This window comes from Streptomyces sp. NPDC059994, assembly GCF_042737755.1.
Taxonomy (GTDB): Bacteria; Actinomycetota; Actinomycetes; order Streptomycetales; family Streptomycetaceae; genus Streptomyces.
The window spans coordinates 29,492-47,014 of record NZ_JBHWUR010000059.1 but is presented as its reverse complement, the minus strand read 5'-3'; the positions used below and the strand labels follow the sequence as shown (position 1 = coordinate 47,014).

Sequence of the window (17,523 nt, the reverse complement as noted above, 5' to 3'; positions counted from 1 at the left end):
GACGCTTCCTTTGTTCCCGTTTCCGGGCCCTCCGGGCGCTTCCTTCGTTTCCGACTCTATCAGACTCTTTCGTGTCCGATTCCCAGTCAGCGGGACTCGCTTTCCAGGTTTTCGCTTTCGCGTTTCCCTTTCCGGCGACTCCGACTTTATCAGAGATTCTGAGTCGGAATTTCCCTCCCGTTCGGTTTCCCTGGTGTCCCGCGTCGATGACGCGGGAGGACACGCCAAGGTGCCGGGTTCCCGTCTGGAGGAGATGTAAACGTACTGGAGCGGGGCGCCCCGACGCAAATCGAGGGGCCCCGCTCCGGGCGTACGCCGTTGGTATCAGACGGGTCGTCAGACCTCGACGACGACCGGGAGGATCATCGGGCGCCGACGGTACGTGTCCGAGACCCACTTGCCGACCGAGCGGCGGATCAGCTGCTGGAGCTGGTGGGGCTCCACGACGCCGTCCTGGGCGGACTTGTTGATCGCCTCTTCGACCTTCGAGAGCGCCGGCGTGAACGCCGAGTCCTCGATGCCGGAGCCGCGTGCCTGGATCGTCGGACCGCTGACGATCTTGCCGCTCGACGCGTCGATGACCACGAAGACCGAGATGATGCCCTCGTCCCCGAGGATGCGGCGGTCCTTGAGCGAGGACTCGGTGACGTCGCCGACCGAGAGGCCGTCCACGTACACGTAACCCGCCTGGACCTTGCCGACGATCTTCGCGGCGCCGTCGACCAGGTCGACGACCACGCCGTCCTCGGCGATGACGATGTGGTTCTTCGGGACGCCGGTGAGAGCTCCGAGCTCCGCGTTCGCCCGCAGGTGGCGCCATTCGCCGTGGACCGGCATCAGGTTCTTCGGCTTGCAGATGTTGTAGAAGTACAGCAGCTCGCCGGCCGAGGCGTGGCCCGAGACGTGCACCTTGGCATTGCCCTTGTGGACGACGTTCGCGCCCCAGCGGGTCAGGCCGTTGATGACGCGGTAGACCGCGTTCTCGTTGCCCGGGATCAGGGACGACGCCAGGATCACCGTGTCGCCCTGGACGATCCGGATCTGGTGGTCGCGGTTGGCCATTCGAGACAGGGCCGCCATGGGCTCGCCCTGCGAACCGGTGCAGACCAGCACGACCTCGTCGTCCGGCAGGTCGTCGAGGGTCTTGACGTCCACGACGAGACCCGCGGGGACCTTCAGATAGCCGAGGTCGCGCGCGATGCCCATGTTGCGGACCATCGAGCGGCCGACGAAGGCGACCCGGCGGCCGTACTCGTGGGCGGCGTCCAGGATCTGCTGGATGCGGTGCACATGGCTGGCGAAGCTGGCCACGATGATCCGCTTGTCGGCGTTGGCGAACACCGTGCGCAGGACGTTGGAGATGTCCCGCTCCGGCGGCACGAAGCCGGGGACCTCGGCGTTCGTCGAGTCGGAGAGGAGGAGGTCGATGCCCTCCTCGCTCAGCCGGGCGAAGGCGTGCAGGTCCGTGAGGCGCCCGTCCAGCGGGAGCTGGTCCATCTTGAAGTCGCCGGTGGCGACGGCCAGGCCCGCGGGGGTGCGGATGGCGACCGCGAGGGCGTCCGGGATGGAGTGGTTGACCGCGATGAACTCGCAGTCGAAGGGGCCCAGGCGCTCGCGGTCGCCCTCGGAGACCTCCAGCGTGTACGGGCGGATGCGGTGCTCCTGGAGCTTCGCCTCGATCAGCGCGAGGGTCAGCTTGGAGCCGATCAGCGGGATGTCCGGCTTCTCGCGGAGCAGGTACGGGACGCCGCCGATGTGGTCCTCGTGGCCGTGCGTGAGCACGATGCCCTCGATGTCGTCGAGGCGGTCCCTGATGCTGCTGAAGTCCGGCAGGATCAGGTCGACGCCGGGCTGCTCCTCCTCGGGGAAGAGCACGCCGCAGTCGACGATGAGCAGGCGGCCGCCGTACTCGAAGACCGTCATGTTCCGGCCGATTTCGCCGAGGCCGCCGAGCGGGGTGACGCGCAGGCCATTCTTGGGAAGCTGCGGCGGGGTGCCGAGTTCGGGATGCGGATGACTCAAAAGACTCTCCTCACCACGCACGCCACGTACCTATAGGGCACGTGGCGCGCATGACATTCGTGCACTTGCTGTTGTCGGTTTCGTTCTTCGTATTCAGTTGTGAAGTCTGTGGTGACAGCTCTACCCCGCAGGAGCTAGAGCTGTACCCCGCCGGCCGCAAGATCGATCTTGAGCTGGGCGGTTTCCTCCGCCGTCAGGTCGACCATCGGCAGTCGCAGCGGCCCGCCGGGGAGCCCCTGGAGGGCCAGCGCGGCCTTGGTGGTGATCACTCCCTGGGTACGGAACATGCCCGTGTACACCGGGAGCAGCCGCTGGTGGATCTCGGTGGCCTTCTGGACGTTGCCCGAAAGGTACGCGTCGAGGAGCGCACGCAGCTCGGGGGTGACCACATGGCCGACGACGGAGACGAAGCCGACAGCGCCGACCGAGAGCAGTGGCAGGTTGAGCATGTCGTCGCCGGAGTACCAGGCGAGGCCGGAGCGGGCGATGGCCCAGCTGGCACGGCCGAGGTCGCCCTTGGCGTCCTTGTTGGCGACGATACGCGGGTGCTCGGCGAGGCGCACCAGGGTTTCGGTGTCGATCGGGACACCGCTGCGGCCGGGGATGTCGTAGAGCATCACCGGGAGCTCGGTGGCGTCGGCGATGGCCGAGAAGTGCCGGTACAGGCCCTCCTGAGGGGGCTTGTTGTAGTACGGCGTGACGGCGAGCAGGCCGTGTGCGCCGGAGCGTTCGGCCGTGCGGGCCAGCTCCAGGGTGTGACGCGTGTCATTGGTGCCGATGCCGGCGACGACGTGGGCCCGGTCTCCGACCGCTTCCAGTACGGCCCGTACGAGCTGGTCTTTCTCCGCGTCGCTGGTGGTCGGGGACTCGCCGGTGGTGCCGTTGACGATCAGTCCGTCGTTACCTGCGTCGACCAGGTGGACGGCGAGCCGCTGCGCGCCGTCGAGGTCGAGTGCGCCGTCCGCCGTGAAGGGCGTGACCATGGCGGTGAGGACCCGCCCGAAGGGGGTCTGCGGAGTGGAGATCGGAGCCATGGGTAACACGCTACTCGCTGCTCAGCGCCGGGTGTCCCCTCGGGGGATGTGGCAGAGGGAGCCCGGCACTGCCTGCTCGGGGGTTCAAGCAGTGCCGGGTCCGTTTGATCAGCCTAGATGAACTTCACGAAACGCCGCAATACGGACACTTTGCGCGGGCTATCCGTACATCTGTGCCCGTACGGGCGGATTCGGGCCACTTAAGGGGCGACGCGGCCGTTGGTGTCGAAGGCGGCATAGGTGAGCGGCATGAGCTTCGCCCAGTGCTCCTCCATCTTCTCGCCGACCATCTCGATCTCCCGCTGCGGGAACGACGGCACCTTCGCCCGCTCGTGCTGAATGCGCAGCCCCGGGAAGTGCATCAGGGAACGGGCGTTGCACGTCGCGTACACCGACGAGAGCAGGCCGACCGGAAGCACGGCGCGGGCGACCTCGCGGGCCACGCCCGCCGCCAGCATCTCCTGGTAGGCCTCGTACGCCTGGCGGCAGGAGTCCTTCATCGCGCGGGCTGTCAGCTCCTGCTGGGCCTCGGTACCCGCCACGAACTCGTACGTGCCGGGGCGGCCCTGCTGGTGAGCTTGCGGTCGGCTCCCGGCACGTAGAACACCGGCTGGAGCTCCCGGTAGCGGCCGGACTCCTCGTTGTACGACCAGCCCACCCGGTGCCGCATGAACTCGCGGAAGACGAAGATCGGGGCGCTGATGAAGAACGTCATCGAGTTGTGCTCGAAGGGGCTGCCGTGCCGGTCCCGCATCAGGTAGTTGATCAAGCCGCTGGAGCGCTCGGGATCTTTCTGGAACTCCTCCAGGGACTGCCCGCCGGCGGGGGTGTCGGTCACCGACGGGTCCTCCCAGTCGGTACGGAGGCGACCACCCTACGGCCCGGCACCGACAACGCCCGCCCTGACGAACCGTCATAGAATTCTTCGGCCAATTCGGGGAATTCGGGCACCAATCCTCAACTCCGCGCGTCTGTATCAGTAGACGCATCACAGTTCGAGCACTCCACCACAGCCCGTGCACCACCCCAGAGGCAAGGAGAAGCCCCTCATGTTCCGCCGGCGGGAGTCCGTCCCCTTCACGTTCGTCGCCGAGGCCGACCGCTTCCGCAGCAATGTCGCCCCGCCGCCGCGCGAGCGTGCCGGCGCCGGCCGAATACTGGGCCGTACGCTGGTCGGGCTCACCGTGGTCGCCGGGCTCGCGGGCTCGCTCCTGTTCGGCCTGCCCGCGCTCGAACCGGCCCAGTCTCCGGGACACTCCCAGCAGTCCCAGGCGGACGGCCGCTGACTCTCCCCCATTGTCCGAGTGGCGTGGGAGACACCCCCATGGCCCCCCGAAAGTGGTCGTCCGACTGCCTCCTGGGTAGCCTCACCGGGCACAGCCAATCGAGCGTGCTTGTGAGTGAGGATCAGTCGTGCCCCTGCCCTTCCTGACGGCCGACCGCGCATTCGATGCGACCGCCGACGATGTCGCGCTGCCCTTCGACGACCACGACCGCTGGCGGCGTCCCTACCGACCGGGCCCCTGGCGGGTCGGAGCGGCCGCCGTGCTGCTGCTCCTGGCCTCGTTCGTGCTGCTCGCCGCGGTGATCATCGCGTTCACCGGCGGTCCGGCCGCGGCGCTCGCTGTCCTGGTGGTCGCCCTCGCCGTGATCGCGTCGGCGCTGCGACTGCTGCGGATGGGCGTCTGGGTCAGCCGGGCCGGGCTGCGGCGGGTCCGCTTCCTGCGCACCTCCACAATGCCGTGGCAGCAGATCGAGGACGTACGGACGGTGCAGCAGCCGGTGCGGTGGCTCGGGCTGCCCCGGACCGTGCAGGGGCAGGCGCTGCTCGTCTCCCGGCGCGGCGGGGCGACGCTTCCGGTGCTGCTCACCGACCACAACGCGGACTTCCTGTCGCGCGTCGAGGCGTTCGACCGAGCGGCCGACACCGTGGAGGTCTGGGGCGCGGAGTACGGGCGCCCCTGATCCCGGGCGGTGCCCCGCGGGGCACCGGCGTACAAACCGCTCCGCCGACTACTCCGCCGCCTCCCGCAGCGTGATGGCCCGCTGCATCGCCTTGCGGGCGCGGGGGGTGTCGCGGGCGTCCTGGTAGGCCACGGCCAGGCGGAACCAGCAGCGCCAGTCGTTCGGCGCGTCCTCCGTCTCGGCCTTGCGGCGGGCGAAGACCTCGTCGGCCGAGTCGCGGTCGATGCGGCCGGCCGGGGTGCGGACCAGTTCGTCGACCGGGAGGCCGTCCTCGGCCTCCAGTTCGGCGGCGAGGGCGTTGGCCCGGGTCACGAAGCGGGTGTTGGCCCAGAGGAACCAGATGCCGATCAGCGGCAGCACCAGGACCGCGATCCCCATGGTGACGGTGATCAGCTTGCCGTCCTGGATGAGCATCAGGCCCCGGCTGCCGACCAGGACGAAGTAGAAGACCAGGACGGCAGCCGTGACGAAGTAAGTGATCTTTGCGCGCATGACCGGCAGTCCAGCTCAGTTCAGGTCGAGGAAGTGTTCCAGGCCGAAGGTCAGGCCCGGAGTGGTCACCACGCGGCGCGCGCCGAGCAGGATGCCCGGCATGAAGCTGCTGTGGTGGAGCGAGTCATGACGGATCGTCAGCGTCTCGCCCTCGGCGCCCAGGAGGACCTCCTGGTGCGCCAGCAGACCGCGCAGCCGGATCGCGTGGACGGGGACGCCGTCGACGTCCGCGCCGCGCGCCCCGTCCAGCGCCGTCGCCGTGGCGTCCGGCGCGGGGCCGACCCCCGCCTCGGCGCGGGCCGCCGCGATCAGCTGCGCGGTGCGCGTCGCGGTGCCCGAGGGCGCGTCCACCTTGTTGGGGTGGTGCAGCTCGACGACCTCGACGGACTCGAAGTAGGGGGCGGCGAGCTGCGCGAACTTCATCGTCAGGACGGCCCCGATGGAGAAGTTCGGCGCGATGAGCACACCGGTGGACGGCGAGCCGTCCAGCCAGGTGGTGAGCTGCGCGAGGCGGTCCTCGGTCCAGCCGGTGGTGCCGACGACCGCGTGCATCCCGTGGCGCACACAGAAGTCGAGGTTGCCCATCACCGAGGCGGGGGTGGTCAGTTCGACCACGACCTGGGCGTCCGCGTCGGCGAGCGCCTCAAGCTTGTCGCCCCGGCCGAGCGCGGCCACCAGCTCCATGTCCTCGGCCGCTTCCACGGCCCGTACCGCTTCGGAACCGATGCGGCCCTTGGCGCCGAGAACCGCCACGCGCAGCTTGCTCATGTTGCTTCCTTACGTCCTTGCGTACACGTACGGATCAGGAGACCGCTTCATGGAGGCGGTCGGCCTGCTTGTCCTTCAGCGGGCCGATGACGGACAGCGAGGGACGCTGACCCAGCACATCACGGGCCACCTCGCGGACGTCGTCCGGGGTGACCGCGGCTATCCGGGCCAGCATGTCGTCGACCGACATCTGGGTGCCCCAGCACAGCTCGCTCTTGCCGATGCGGTTCATCAGCGCGCCCGTGTCCTCAAGGCCCAGGACGGTCGAGCCGGAGAGCTGGCCGACCGCGCGGCCGATCTCCTCGTCCGACAGCCCGTCCGAGGCGACCCGGTCCAGCTCGTCCCGGCAGATCTTCAGGACGTCGTGGACCTGGCTGGGGCGGCAGCCCGCGTACACGCCGAACAGGCCGCAGTCGGCGAAGCCCGAGGTGTACGAGTACACGCTGTAGGCGAGGCCGCGCTTCTCCCGTACCTCCTGGAAGAGGCGGGACGACATACCGCCGCCCAGGGCCGTGTTCAGCACGCCGAGCGCCCAGCGGCGCTCGTCGGTGCGGGCCAGGCCCGGCATGCCGAGGACGACGTGCGCCTGCTCGGTGCGCCGGTTGAGGAGCTCGACGCGGCCCGCCGTCCTCAGGGTGCGGACGCCCTCGCGCGGGGCGACCGGGACCGCGTCCGTACGGGTGAGCGCGCCGGCCTTCTCGAAGGCCTTGCGGACCTGGCGTACGACGGTGGCGTGGTCGACGTTTCCGGCCGCCGCGACGACGAGGTGGCGCGGGTCGTAGTGCTTCTTGTAGAAGCGGGCGACCTGCGCCCGGGTCAGCGCGTTGATCGTGTCGACCGTGCCGAGGACCGGGCGGCCCAGCGGGGTGTCGCCGAGCATGGTGTGCGCGAACAGGTCGTGCACGCAGTCGCCCGGGTCGTCCTCGGTCATCGCGATCTCTTCGAGGATGACACCGCGCTCGGCGTCCACATCCTCTTCGAGGATGAGGGAGCCGGTCAGCATGTCGCAGACGACGTCGATCGCCAGCGGCAGGTCGGTGTCGAGCACGCGCGCGTAGTAGCAGGTGTACTCCTTCGCCGTGAAGGCGTTCATCTCGCCGCCGACCGCGTCGATCGCGGAGGAGATGTCGAGGGCGCTGCGCTTGCGCGTGCCCTTGAAGAGGAGGTGCTCCAGATAGTGCGTGGCGCCGTTGAGCGTGGGCGTCTCGTCGCGGGAGCCGACCTGGACCCAGATGCCGAAGGTCGCCGACCGTACGGAGGGCAGCGTCTCGGTGACGACGCGCAGGCCGCCGGGGAGGGTCGTGCGGCGGACGGTGCCGATGCCGTTGGTGCCCTGGAGAAGCGTTTGGGTACGGGCGACGGCCCGCGCCTCCGAAGAGGTGCGGGCCGTCGTCTTGGAGCTACGGGACGTCACTTGTCGGTGTCGTCCTTCGTCTCGTCGCCGTCTTCACCCTCGACGACCGGGATCAGCGAGAGCTTGCCGCGGGAGTCGATCTCCGCGATCTCGACCTGGACCTTGGAGCCGACCGCGAGCACGTCCTCGACGTTCTCCACGCGCTTGCCACCGGCGAGCTTGCGGATCTGCGAGATGTGCAGCAGACCGTCCTTGCCGGGCATGAGGGAGACGAAGGCACCGAAGGTGGTGGTCTTGACGACCGTACCCAGGTAGCGCTCGCCGACCTCCGGCATGGTCGGGTTGGCGATCGCGTTGATCGTGGCGCGGGCGGCCTCGGCCTGCGAGCCGACCTGGGCACCGATGTAGATGGTGCCGTCGTCCTCGATCGTGATCTCGGCGCCGGTGTCCTCCTGGATCTGGTTGATCATCTTGCCCTTGGGGCCGATGACCTCACCGATCTTGTCCACCGGGATCTTGACGGTGATGATCCGCGGGGCGTTCGGGGACATCTCGTCCGGCGTGTCGATCGCTTCCATCATCACGTCGAGGATGTGGAGGCGGGCGTCGCGGGCCTGCTTGAGGGCCGCGGCCAGGACGGAGGCCGGGATGCCGTCCAGCTTGGTGTCGAGCTGGAGGGCGGTGACGAACTCCTTCGTACCGGCGACCTTGAAGTCCATGTCGCCGAAGGCGTCCTCCGCACCGAGGATGTCGGTGAGGGCGACGTAGTGCGTCTTGCCGTCGATCTCCTGGGAGATCAGACCCATGGCGATACCGGCGACGGGGGCCTTGAGCGGCACACCGGCGTTCAGCAGCGACATGGTGGAGGCGCAGACCGAGCCCATGGACGTCGAGCCGTTGGAGCCGAGGGCCTCGGACACCTGACGGATCGCGTACGGGAACTCCTCGCGCGTCGGCAGGACCGGCACGATCGCGCGCTCGGCGAGCGCGCCGTGGCCGATCTCGCGGCGCTTGGGCGAGCCCACGCGGCCGGTCTCGCCGACCGAGTACGGCGGGAAGTTGTAGTTGTGCATGTAGCGCTTGCGGGTCACCGGGGAAAGGGTGTCCAGCTGCTGCTCCATACGGAGCATGTTGAGGGTGGTGACGCCCAGGATCTGGGTCTCGCCACGCTCGAACAGCGCCGAGCCGTGCACGCGCGGGATGGCCTCGACCTCGGCGGCCAGGGTACGGATGTCCGTGATCCCGCGGCCGTCGATGCGGACCTTGTCCTTGATGACGCGCTCGCGGACCAGCTTCTTGGTCAGCGCGCGGTACGCGGCGGAGATCTCCTTCTCGCGGCCCTCGAAGGCCGGCAGGAGCTTCTCGGCGGCCAGCTCCTTGACGCGGTCCAGCTCGGCCTCGCGGTCCAGCTTGCCCGCGATGGTCAGCGCCTGGGCGAGCTCGCCCTTGACCGCGGCGCTGAGCGCCTCCAGGACGTCGTCCTGGTAGTCGAGGAAGACCGGGAACTCGCCGGTCGGCTTCGCGGCCTTGGCGGCGAGCTCGGCCTGGGCCTTGCAGAGCACCTTGATGAAGGGCTTCGCGGCGTCCAGACCGGCGGCGACGACCTCCTCGGTCGGCGCCTCGGCGCCGCCCTTGACCAGCTGGATCGTCTTGTCGGTGGCCTCGGCCTCGACCATCATGATCGCGACGTCGCCGTCCTCAAGGGCGCGACCCGCGACGACCATGTCGAAGACGGCGTCCTCAAGCTCGGTGTGCGTCGGGAAGGCCACCCACTGGCCGCGGATCAGCGCGACGCGGACGCCGCCGATCGGGCCGGAGAAGGGCAGGCCGGCCAGCTGCGTGGAGCAGGAGGCGGCGTTGATGGCGACCACGTCGTACAGGTGGTCGGGGTTGAGCGCCATGATCGTGGCGACGACCTGGATCTCGTTGCGCAGGCCCTTCTTGAAGGACGGGCGCAGCGGGCGGTCGATCAGGCGGCAGGTGAGGATCGCGTCCTCGGAGGGGCGGCCCTCCCGGCGGAAGAAGGAGCCGGGGATCTTGCCGGCCGCGTACATCCGCTCCTCGACGTCCACCGTCAGGGGGAAGAAGTCGAGCTGGTCCTTGGGCTTCTTGGACGCGGTGGTGGCCGACAGGACCATCGTGTCGTCGTCCAGGTACGCGACGGCGGAGCCGGCGGCCTGCTTGGCCAGGCGGCCCGTCTCGAAGCGGATGGTGCGGGTGCCGAAGGATCCGTTGTCAATAACGGCCTCGGCGTAGTGGGTCTCGTTCTCCACTAGCATTTTCTCCGATACTCATCGTCTTTCGTCCCCGGGCCCGTGTGGCGGGGGGACGGTGTGGCGGAGAAGCCCTCCTGGGCTGCGGGCCGGTCTTCGATCGAAGCATCCGGGGGCGTTGTCTCCCCGGAGGCCACTACCGAGGACCGGCGGCGGGAGGAGGCTTCTCGCTCATTGTGTGTTGCGTTGCGTGTTGCGTTGTACGACCAGACTACTGAGCGTCCGGTACGTCCCGCACGTACAGCAAAGGGAGCGGCCCCCTAATAGGTGGGAACCGCTCCCTTCACGGCGACTTACTTGGCGCCGCCGGCCGCACCGCGGCGGATGCCCAGGCGGTCGACCAGCGCACGGAAGCGCTGGATGTCCTTCTTGGCCAGGTACTGCAGCAGGCGGCGGCGCTGGCCCACCAGGATCAGCAGACCACGACGGGAGTGGTGGTCATGCTTGTGGGTCTTGAGGTGCTCGGTCAGGTCCGAGATGCGGCGGGAGAGCATGGCGACCTGAACCTCGGGGGAGCCGGTGTCGCCCTCCTTCTGGCCGAACTCGGACATGATCTGCTTCTTCGTAGCGGCGTCGAGAGACACTCGGTACTCCTCGTAGTCGAAATGTGCCACCGAGTGCCCCTGGTCTTTGTCTCAGGGGAGCTTCCGTTACTCGGGAGGCGGGGATCCGCTGGGCGCAGCCTTCAGAAGACTCCGAAGACGCGTACACAAACGGCCGTCACACAGCGTACCAGTACGCCGGGACTCGTCCGATCGGGGGTCGCCCACCCCCGGGCGTGTCCCGGGGCCCCCGGGCCCGTCAGCCGCTGGTGAGCGAGCGGGCCCGGTCGAAGATGTCCAGGACGGCCAGGCAGAGCGGGACCAGCGAGAGCAGTACGGCGCCCTCGGCGAGGTCGAGGGTGCGGCCCCAGAACGGCGAGAGGCCCTTCTTCGGGATGATCAGGCCGATGGCGGTGATCAGGGCGGCGCCGGCCGCGACGGCCGCGGAGAGCCAGATCGTACGGATGTCGAGGGAGCCCCGGTCGCCGTAGCGGACGAAGTCGTACAGCAGGTCGCCGGGCGGGTTCAGGGAGAGGCCGAGGACCAGCAGGGCGATCGCGGCGATCCCGGCCACCAGGACGCAGGCGACCTGCGAGGTGTAGCGGAACAGACGCGCGCGCAGCAGCATGGCGAGCCCGGCGGTGAGCGCGAGGAGCTGGCCGTAGACGCTGTGCGAGAAGCCGAGGACGGCGGCGGAGCCGACCACGGTCGCGGCGCAGCCGCCGACCAGGCCGAGCAGCATCTCGTGGCCGCGCCGGGCCTGGGCGGCTATGCGCTCGGCGTCGACGGGGCGGGCGTCGGGGGCGCTGCTGGGCTCGGCGCCGAAGTCGTCTCCGGCGGCGCTGCGCGGGGAGGCGTAGCCGATGGGGAGCCGGGCGAAGCGGGCCGAGAGGCCCGGCAGGAAGGCGACCAGGCCGATGGCGACCGGGGCGCAGACCGCGGCCGTCCGGGTGGCGGTGGACTCGGTGAGGATCGCCACGAAGGTGGCGAGGGTGCCGGTGGCGGCGAGGAAGGTGGCCGCCACGAACGGGGCGTCGCCGCTCGGGGTGAGGACGACCAGGGACACCGAGGCGACCAGGACGGTGACGCAGCCGAGCAGGAACTGGAGCTTGCCGGGTCCGCCGCTGTCCGGGCCGATGATGCCGGAGCCGGCGATCAGCAGCAGCGGCAGCGCGCCCAGGCCCAGGGCCACGGCGCTGGCGCGGTCGGAGTAGACCCGGGCCCGGACCCCCGCGAAGGCGGTGAGCAGCAGTCCCGCGGAGCCGGCGATGATGCCGGGCAGGCCGTGCATGTCGTGGTCGACCGGGTCCGCGTACCAGAGGACGAAGCCCATCAGGACGAGCAGCAGGACGCCGCCGACCAGGCCGGCGCCGCGCAGCAGGTCGTCGCTCCACAGATGGCGGTCGCGGGTGACGGCCGAGGCGACGGCGTCCGAGACGTCGTCGAAGACGGCGGGCGGCAGCGACTCGGCGAACGGGCGCAGGCTCAGCAGTTCCCCGTCGAGGACCTGCTGGGCCGCGAGGGTGCGGGCGCCGTCGAGGACGGTGCCGTCGCGGCGCACCAGGTGGTAGCCGGTGGGCGCGCCCGCCGGCTGGGTCTGGCCGGTGAGCCGGAGGATCTCCGGATAGACGTCGGCGACGGCGATGTCCTCCGGGAGGGCCACATCGATGCGACTGTCGGGCGCCACCACCGTGACCCGGCAGAAGCCTGTCGCTGCGGTCGTACTCACGTCCTCGGACCCCCTGATTCGCGGTTGCGCACACTGCGCGCGCCACCCTACCGGGCTCCGGTGTCACAGGCTGCAAGTAGGATCACCGTCGCGCGCAGGGAGTCCCCGAAATGAGCGGTCACGGGGGCGCCGGAACGCAAGTGACCGTCCGTATCGAGGGATTGATGCTCCGGTGAGCCAGATCGTCGTCAAACGCCCGCCGCGGTCCTTGCCGCCCGAAGTGTCCTCGGACGAACTGCGGCTGGAGGCACCGCCGGAGCTGCCGCGCGGACAGCAGGAGTCGATGCTGATGCAGCTCCTGCCGATGCTCGGCATGGGCTCGTCGGTGGTGTTCTTCTTCATGCCCAACTCGGCACCGTTCATGAAGATCATGGGCGCGCTGATGCTGGTGTCGACGCTGGCCATGGTGATCGCGCAGCTGGTGAAGTTCCGCAAGGGTGCGCAGGGGCAAATGGCAGATGTCCGGCGCGACTACCTCAAGTACCTCGCCCAGACGCGGCGCACGGTGCGCAAGACCGCGCGCCGCCAGCGCGACGCGCAGCTGTATCTGCACCCGGCGCCCGAGCAGTTGTGGTCGGTGGTCGCGGAGGGCTCGCGGGTCTGGGAGCGCCGGGTCGGCGACGACGACTTCGGGCAGGCCCGGATCGGCCTGGGCGCCCAGCAGCTCGCCACCCCGCTGATAGCGCCGGAGACGGCGCCGGTGGACGAGCTGGAGCCGCTGTGCGCGGGCGCGATGCAGCAGTTCCTGGCGGTGCACGGCTCGCTGGACGGGCTGCCGATGGCGGTCTCGATGCGCGCCTTTTACCACGTGACGGTCTCCGGCGACCCCGACGCCTCCCAGTCGGCCGCGCGCGCGCTGGTGGCGCAGCTGGTGACGCTGCACTCCGCCGACGACCTGATGGTCGCCGTGGTGGCGGCGCCGGGCGCGGTGGAGCGCTGGGACTGGACGAAGTGGCTGCCGCACACCCAGGTGCCCGGCCAGGTCGACGGGGCCGGTACGAAGCGGCTGTTCGGTGACGACCTGGGCGAACTGGAACTGCTGCTGCACAGCAGGCTGGACGGGCGGCCCCGGTTCAGCCGGGACAACCAGCCGGTCCTGGACCAGCCGCACCTGGTGGTGGTCCTGGACGGCGGGATGGTGCCGCCGGACTCGATGTTCGCGGCCGCCGAGGGGCTGCAGGGCGTCACCATCATCGAGGTGGTGCCGGGCGAGCTCGACGAGCCGCGCGGCGGTCTCTCGGTGGTCGTGCGGCCGGGCCGGCTGCGCCTGGAGTCGGGCTTCGGGATGGCGTACGAGGGCGTGCCCGACCAGATGTCGCTGCCGGCCGCCGAGGCGCTGGCCCGCCAGCTCGCGCCGCTGCAGATGGGCGGCGGGGACGACGACGAGCCGCTGCTCGCCAACCTGGACTTCACGGACCTGCTGAACCTGGGCGACGCGGGCTCCATCGACGTGGCCCGCACCTGGCGGCCGCGCTCGACGGCCGAGCGGCTGCGGGTGCCGATCGGTGTCGGCGAGGACGGCCAGCCGGTGATGCTGGACCTCAAGGAGGCTGCGCAGGAGGGCATGGGCCCGCACGGCCTGTGCGTGGGCGCGACCGGCTCCGGCAAGTCGGAGCTGCTGCGCACCCTGGTGCTCGGCCTCGCGGTCACCCACACCTCGGAGACGCTGAACTTCGTCCTCGCGGACTTCAAGGGCGGCGCGACCTTCACCGGTATGTCGCAGATGCCGCACGTGGCGGCGGTCATCACCAACCTGGCGGACGACCTCACCCTGGTCGACCGCATGGGCGACGCGATCCGCGGCGAGCTCCAGCGCCGCCAGGAGCTGCTGCGCTCGGCGGGCAACTACGCCAACATGCACGACTACGAGAAGGCGCGCGCGGCGGGCGCCCCGCTGGAGCCGCTGGCCTCGCTGGTCCTGGTGATCGACGAGTTCTCCGAACTCCTCACCGCCAAGCCCGACTTCATCGACATGTTCATCCAGATCGGCCGCATCGGCCGCTCCCTCGGCGTGCATCTGCTGCTTGCCTCGCAGCGCCTGGAGGAGGGCAAGCTGCGCGGCCTCGACACGTACCTCTCGTACCGCGTGGGTCTGCGCACCTTCTCGGCGGCCGAGTCGCGTACGGCGCTCGGCGTCCCCGACGCCTACCACCTGCCGTCGGTGCCGGGCTCGGGCTACCTCAAGTTCGGCACGGACGAGATGGTCCGCTTCAAGGCGGCATACGTGTCGGGCACCTACCGCTCCGGCGGCCCCGACCTGTCGGTGGGCCCGCTGCCCATCGAGCGGCGCCCCGCGCTGTTCACCGCGACCCCGGTGCCGGTCGTCTACGCGGCGCCCGACCCGGCGGCCCTCAGGGGCCCGGGCGAGGACGACGCGCTGGCCGACACGGTGCTCGACGTGATCGTGCGGCGCCTGGAGGGGCAGGGCGTGCCCGCCCACCAGGTGTGGCTGCCGCCGCTGGACGACGCGCCCTCGCTCGACCAGCTGCTGCCGGGCATCGCGACGACCGCGGAGCGCGGTCTGAACGCGACGGAGTACACCCGCCCGGGCGGTCTGATCGTGCCGCTCGGCCTCATCGACAAGCCCTTCGAGCAGCGCCGCGAGGTGCTCTACCGGGACTTCTCGGGCGCGGCGGGCCACATGCTGCTCGTCGGCGGCCCGCAGTCCGGCAAGTCGACGCTGCTGCGCACCCTGATCTCGTCGTTCGCGCTCACCCACACCCCGCACGAAGTGCAGTTCTACGGGCTCGACTTCGGCGGTGGCGGTCTGTCAGCCATCGCCGGCCTGCCGCACGTGGGCGGCATCGCCTCGCGCCTGGACCCCGAGCGGGTGCGGCGTACGGTGGCGGAGGTCGCGGGCGTGCTGAACCGGCGCGAGGAGTTCTTCCGCGCCAACGGCATCGACTCCATCTCCACCTACCGGCGCCGCCGCGCGGCCGGTGAGCTGCCGGGCGAGGCCTGGGGCGACGTGTTCCTCGTCATCGACGGCTGGGGCGCGTTCCGCGGCGACTACGAGATGCTCGACGGCGTCGTCCAGGACATCGCGAGCCGGGGCCTCGGCTACGGCATCCACGTCATCCTCACCGCCTCCCGCTACATGGAGGTGCGCGCCGCGCTCAAGGACCAGATCCTGGGCCGGCTGGAGCTGCGGCTCGGCGACTCGATGGACTCCGAGTTCGACCGCAAGGTCGCCGCGAACGTGCCGGTGGGCATGCCGGGCCGCGGCCAGGTCGCGGAGAAGCTGCACTTCATGTCGGCGCTGCCGCGCATGGACGGCTCGTGCGAGCCGGAGACGCTCTCCGAGGCGACCGAGGCGTTCGTGCGCACGGTCAAGGAGGCGTGGCAGGGCCCGGCGGCCCCCACCGTCCGGCTGCTCCCCCGCAGGCTCCCGGCCGACCAGCTGCCGAAGGGCTTCGAGTACCCGCAGCACGGTGTGGCGATCGGCATCGACGAGACCAATCTGGAGCCGGTGTTCGTCGACTTCGAGACCGACCCGTTCTTCCTCGTCTTCGGTGAGAGCGAGTCGGGCAAGACGGCGCTGCTGCGCCACCTCGCCCAGAAGATCTCCGAGCGGTACTCGCCGGACGAGGCGAAGATCGTGGTCGGCGACTACCGCCGCTCACTCCTGGACGTGGTCCCTCAGACGCATCTGCTGGAGTACGCGCCGCTGTCCAGCGCGCTGGAGATGCACATGAACGCCCTGGCGGACCTGATGGTGCGCCGCCAGCCGCCGCCGGACGTGACCCCGCAGCAGCTGCGCGACCGCTCCTGGTGGACGGGCCCGCAGGTCTTCATCATCGTCGACGACTACGAGCTGGTCTCGACGAACGCGGGCAACCCGCTCTCGGTGATGGTGGAGAACCTGCCGTTCTCCCGGGACGTCGGCGTCCGCTTCATCATCGCCCGCAGCTCGGCGGGCGCGTCCCGCTCGATGTACGAGTCCTTCATGCAGCGCATCAAGGAGCTCGGCGCACAGGGCGTGGTCCTGTCGGGCGACCCGAACGAGGGCGACGTCCTCGGCAACGTCCGCCCCCGCCCGATGCCGCAGGGCCGCGGCTACTTCGTCTCCCGCAAGCGCGGCACACCGCTGGTGCAGCTGGGCTGGCTCCCGGAGCAGTGACGGCCGAGCGGTGACAGTGGGTGGAACGGGCGGTACGGACCGCCCGCTCCAACTACGCTGACAGGCACTGAACTTCGAAGGGAACGTGCTACATGGGCAGCGAACGTGAGAAGGAAGAGCTGTACGCCCTGGACATCTCGGGCGTGGAGTGGGTCAGCGCGCCGGGCACCGAAGAGGCGGAGGAGCGGGTGGAGATCGCCCATCTGCCCGGCGGCGCCGTCGCGATGCGGTCGTCGCTCGACCCGGACACCGTGCTGCGGTACACGGAGGCGGAGTGGACGGCGTTCGTCCTGGGGGCGCGGGACGGCGAGTTCGACCTGCGCTGAGCGCCGGAGCGTGGCGGGGCCGTGAGCGGCCACAGCGAACATACGGAAGGGGGTCACGCCCGTGCGGGCGTGACCCCCTTTCCCTGCGCCTGCCCTTGGATCAGTAGCCCTCGGTGAACAGCCGCGACGCCTTCAGGTCGGTCGCGTGGTAGCTGTCCTTGCCGGTCTCGATCGTCTTGGCGATCTTCTCCAGCGTCTGCTGGATGTCGTGCGCGTCGGCCCGGTAGTCCTTCTGGACCTTCAGGTACTGACCGTGCGCCTCGCCGTCCCAGGTGTTGGCGACGACGTTCACGGCCGCCTCCATGCGCCCGAGGTCGTCCGTGATGCGCTTGGAGATGGCGCGGATGCTGTTCGCGATCTCCTGGACGTTCTCATACCGAATCTTGAGGTCGGGACCGTTGTCGCCCATGTCTGCTCCTCGTGAAGTCTGAACTGTGCTGGGTGCGTACGTACGCGGATGAGCTGCGGCGCGTGCGTGCGGCGCCGGAAGGGTGCCTCGGAGCGCCTCGGAGTGTCTCGGAGCGCCTAGAGGCTGTTCAGGCTGGAGGTGTTGGGCACGCCGCCGCTGGCGGCGCCACCCTCCGCGTTGATCGCCCGGAACGCGGCGTCGACCTCTTCGTCGTTCTCCTGGTTGAGGTTCTTCGTGCCGATCACGGCGTTGTAGAGGACGTCCAGCTTGCGGCGGATGTCGTCGTGGCGCCGGTTCAGCGTGTCCTGGGCGGTCACGAACTGGTTGGCACCGGAACCGGACCACCCGGCACCGACCGTGGCGATCGCGTCGGCCAGCACGCGGATCTGCTGGCTCATGTCGTGCGCGGTTTCCTCAATGGCGTTCTTGGCCTTGGTGACGGCCTCGTAGCCAATGCTCTGACCACCGGGATTGGAGCTCATTCTCTTC

At 69.8% G+C, this 17,523-nt stretch carries 14 protein-coding genes and 1 pseudogene; 4 read left to right on the top strand and 11 right to left on the bottom strand.

The window, feature by feature from the left end:
* Nucleotides 1-336: 336 nt before the first annotated feature.
* From ACFWA7_RS25705 to thyX, 3 genes and pseudogenes are all read right to left on the bottom strand, one after another.
* On the bottom strand, nt 337-2,022 hold the full coding sequence (locus tag ACFWA7_RS25705) for a ribonuclease J (protein ID WP_385545910.1): 1,686 nt from the start codon (nt 2,020-2,022) through the stop codon (nt 337-339).
* A 134-nt stretch (nt 2,023-2,156) separates the two neighbouring features.
* Nucleotides 2,157-3,056 (bottom strand): 4-hydroxy-tetrahydrodipicolinate synthase, encoded by a 900-nt coding sequence (dapA, locus tag ACFWA7_RS25700; protein ID WP_385545913.1) that lies wholly within the window; start codon nt 3,054-3,056, stop codon nt 2,157-2,159.
* Between the two features lie 200 nt (nt 3,057-3,256).
* A pseudogene (gene thyX, locus ACFWA7_RS25695) lies at nt 3,257-3,879 on the bottom strand (FAD-dependent thymidylate synthase); the annotation flags it as partial.
* A 226-nt stretch (nt 3,880-4,105) separates the two neighbouring features.
* On the opposite strand from thyX, the gene ACFWA7_RS25690 reads away from it, so the two are divergent.
* Both ACFWA7_RS25690 and ACFWA7_RS25685 read left to right on the top strand, forming a co-directional pair.
* Nucleotides 4,106-4,342, top strand: a complete 237-nt coding sequence (locus ACFWA7_RS25690) for a hypothetical protein (RefSeq protein ID WP_385825415.1) — start codon at nt 4,106-4,108, stop codon at nt 4,340-4,342.
* Between the two features lie 127 nt (nt 4,343-4,469).
* Nucleotides 4,470-5,021 (top strand): PH domain-containing protein, encoded by a 552-nt coding sequence (locus tag ACFWA7_RS25685; RefSeq protein WP_385825413.1) that lies wholly within the window; start codon nt 4,470-4,472, stop codon nt 5,019-5,021.
* A 48-nt stretch (nt 5,022-5,069) separates the two neighbouring features.
* On the opposite strand, the gene ACFWA7_RS25680 is transcribed toward ACFWA7_RS25685, so the two are convergent.
* The 6 genes from ACFWA7_RS25680 to eccD form a co-directional block, all read right to left on the bottom strand.
* Nucleotides 5,070-5,513 carry a hypothetical protein gene (locus ACFWA7_RS25680; RefSeq protein ID WP_385825411.1) on the bottom strand — a complete coding sequence of 148 codons (444 nt, stop codon included), beginning with the start codon at nt 5,511-5,513 and terminating at the stop codon, nt 5,070-5,072.
* Nucleotides 5,514-5,528: 15 nt separating this feature from the next.
* Nucleotides 5,529-6,281, bottom strand: a complete 753-nt coding sequence (gene dapB / locus ACFWA7_RS25675) for a 4-hydroxy-tetrahydrodipicolinate reductase (RefSeq protein ID WP_385545924.1) — start codon at nt 6,279-6,281, stop codon at nt 5,529-5,531.
* Between the two features lie 34 nt (nt 6,282-6,315).
* Nucleotides 6,316-7,695 (bottom strand): M16 family metallopeptidase, encoded by a 1,380-nt coding sequence (locus tag ACFWA7_RS25670; RefSeq protein WP_385825409.1) that lies wholly within the window; start codon nt 7,693-7,695, stop codon nt 6,316-6,318.
* Nucleotides 7,692-9,908 carry a polyribonucleotide nucleotidyltransferase gene (locus ACFWA7_RS25665; RefSeq protein ID WP_385545930.1) on the bottom strand — a complete coding sequence of 739 codons (2,217 nt, stop codon included), beginning with the start codon at nt 9,906-9,908 and terminating at the stop codon, nt 7,692-7,694. Before ACFWA7_RS25665 ends, ACFWA7_RS25670 begins: the two co-directional genes overlap by 4 nt.
* A gap of 293 nt (nt 9,909-10,201) precedes the next feature.
* The gene (gene rpsO, locus ACFWA7_RS25660) at nt 10,202-10,492 is read right to left on the bottom strand and encodes a 30S ribosomal protein S15 (protein ID WP_067164948.1); all 291 of its coding nucleotides are present in this window, start codon (nt 10,490-10,492) and stop codon (nt 10,202-10,204) included.
* Between the two features lie 217 nt (nt 10,493-10,709).
* Nucleotides 10,710-12,179, bottom strand: a complete 1,470-nt coding sequence (eccD, locus tag ACFWA7_RS25655) for a type VII secretion integral membrane protein EccD (protein WP_385545933.1) — start codon at nt 12,177-12,179, stop codon at nt 10,710-10,712.
* A 172-nt stretch (nt 12,180-12,351) separates the two neighbouring features.
* Between eccD and eccCa the strand changes: the two genes are divergently transcribed.
* Nucleotides 12,352-16,299, top strand: a complete 3,948-nt coding sequence (eccCa, locus tag ACFWA7_RS25650; RefSeq protein ID WP_385825407.1) for a type VII secretion protein EccCa — start codon at nt 12,352-12,354, stop codon at nt 16,297-16,299.
* Nucleotides 16,300-16,391: 92 nt separating this feature from the next.
* Complete coding sequence (locus tag ACFWA7_RS25645) at nt 16,392-16,625, top strand: DUF397 domain-containing protein (RefSeq protein ID WP_385545939.1); 234 nt, start codon at nt 16,392-16,394, stop codon at nt 16,623-16,625.
* Nucleotides 16,626-16,725: 100 nt separating this feature from the next.
* On the opposite strand, the gene ACFWA7_RS25640 is transcribed toward ACFWA7_RS25645, so the two are convergent.
* Both ACFWA7_RS25640 and ACFWA7_RS25635 read right to left on the bottom strand, forming a co-directional pair.
* Nucleotides 16,726-17,034 (bottom strand): WXG100 family type VII secretion target, encoded by a 309-nt coding sequence (locus ACFWA7_RS25640; protein WP_385545942.1) that lies wholly within the window; start codon nt 17,032-17,034, stop codon nt 16,726-16,728.
* Nucleotides 17,035-17,150: 116 nt separating this feature from the next.
* Entirely contained in the window at nt 17,151-17,516 is a 366-nt protein-coding gene (locus ACFWA7_RS25635; protein WP_385545945.1) for a WXG100 family type VII secretion target, read from the bottom strand.
* Between the last annotated feature and the right edge of the window lie 7 nt (nt 17,517-17,523).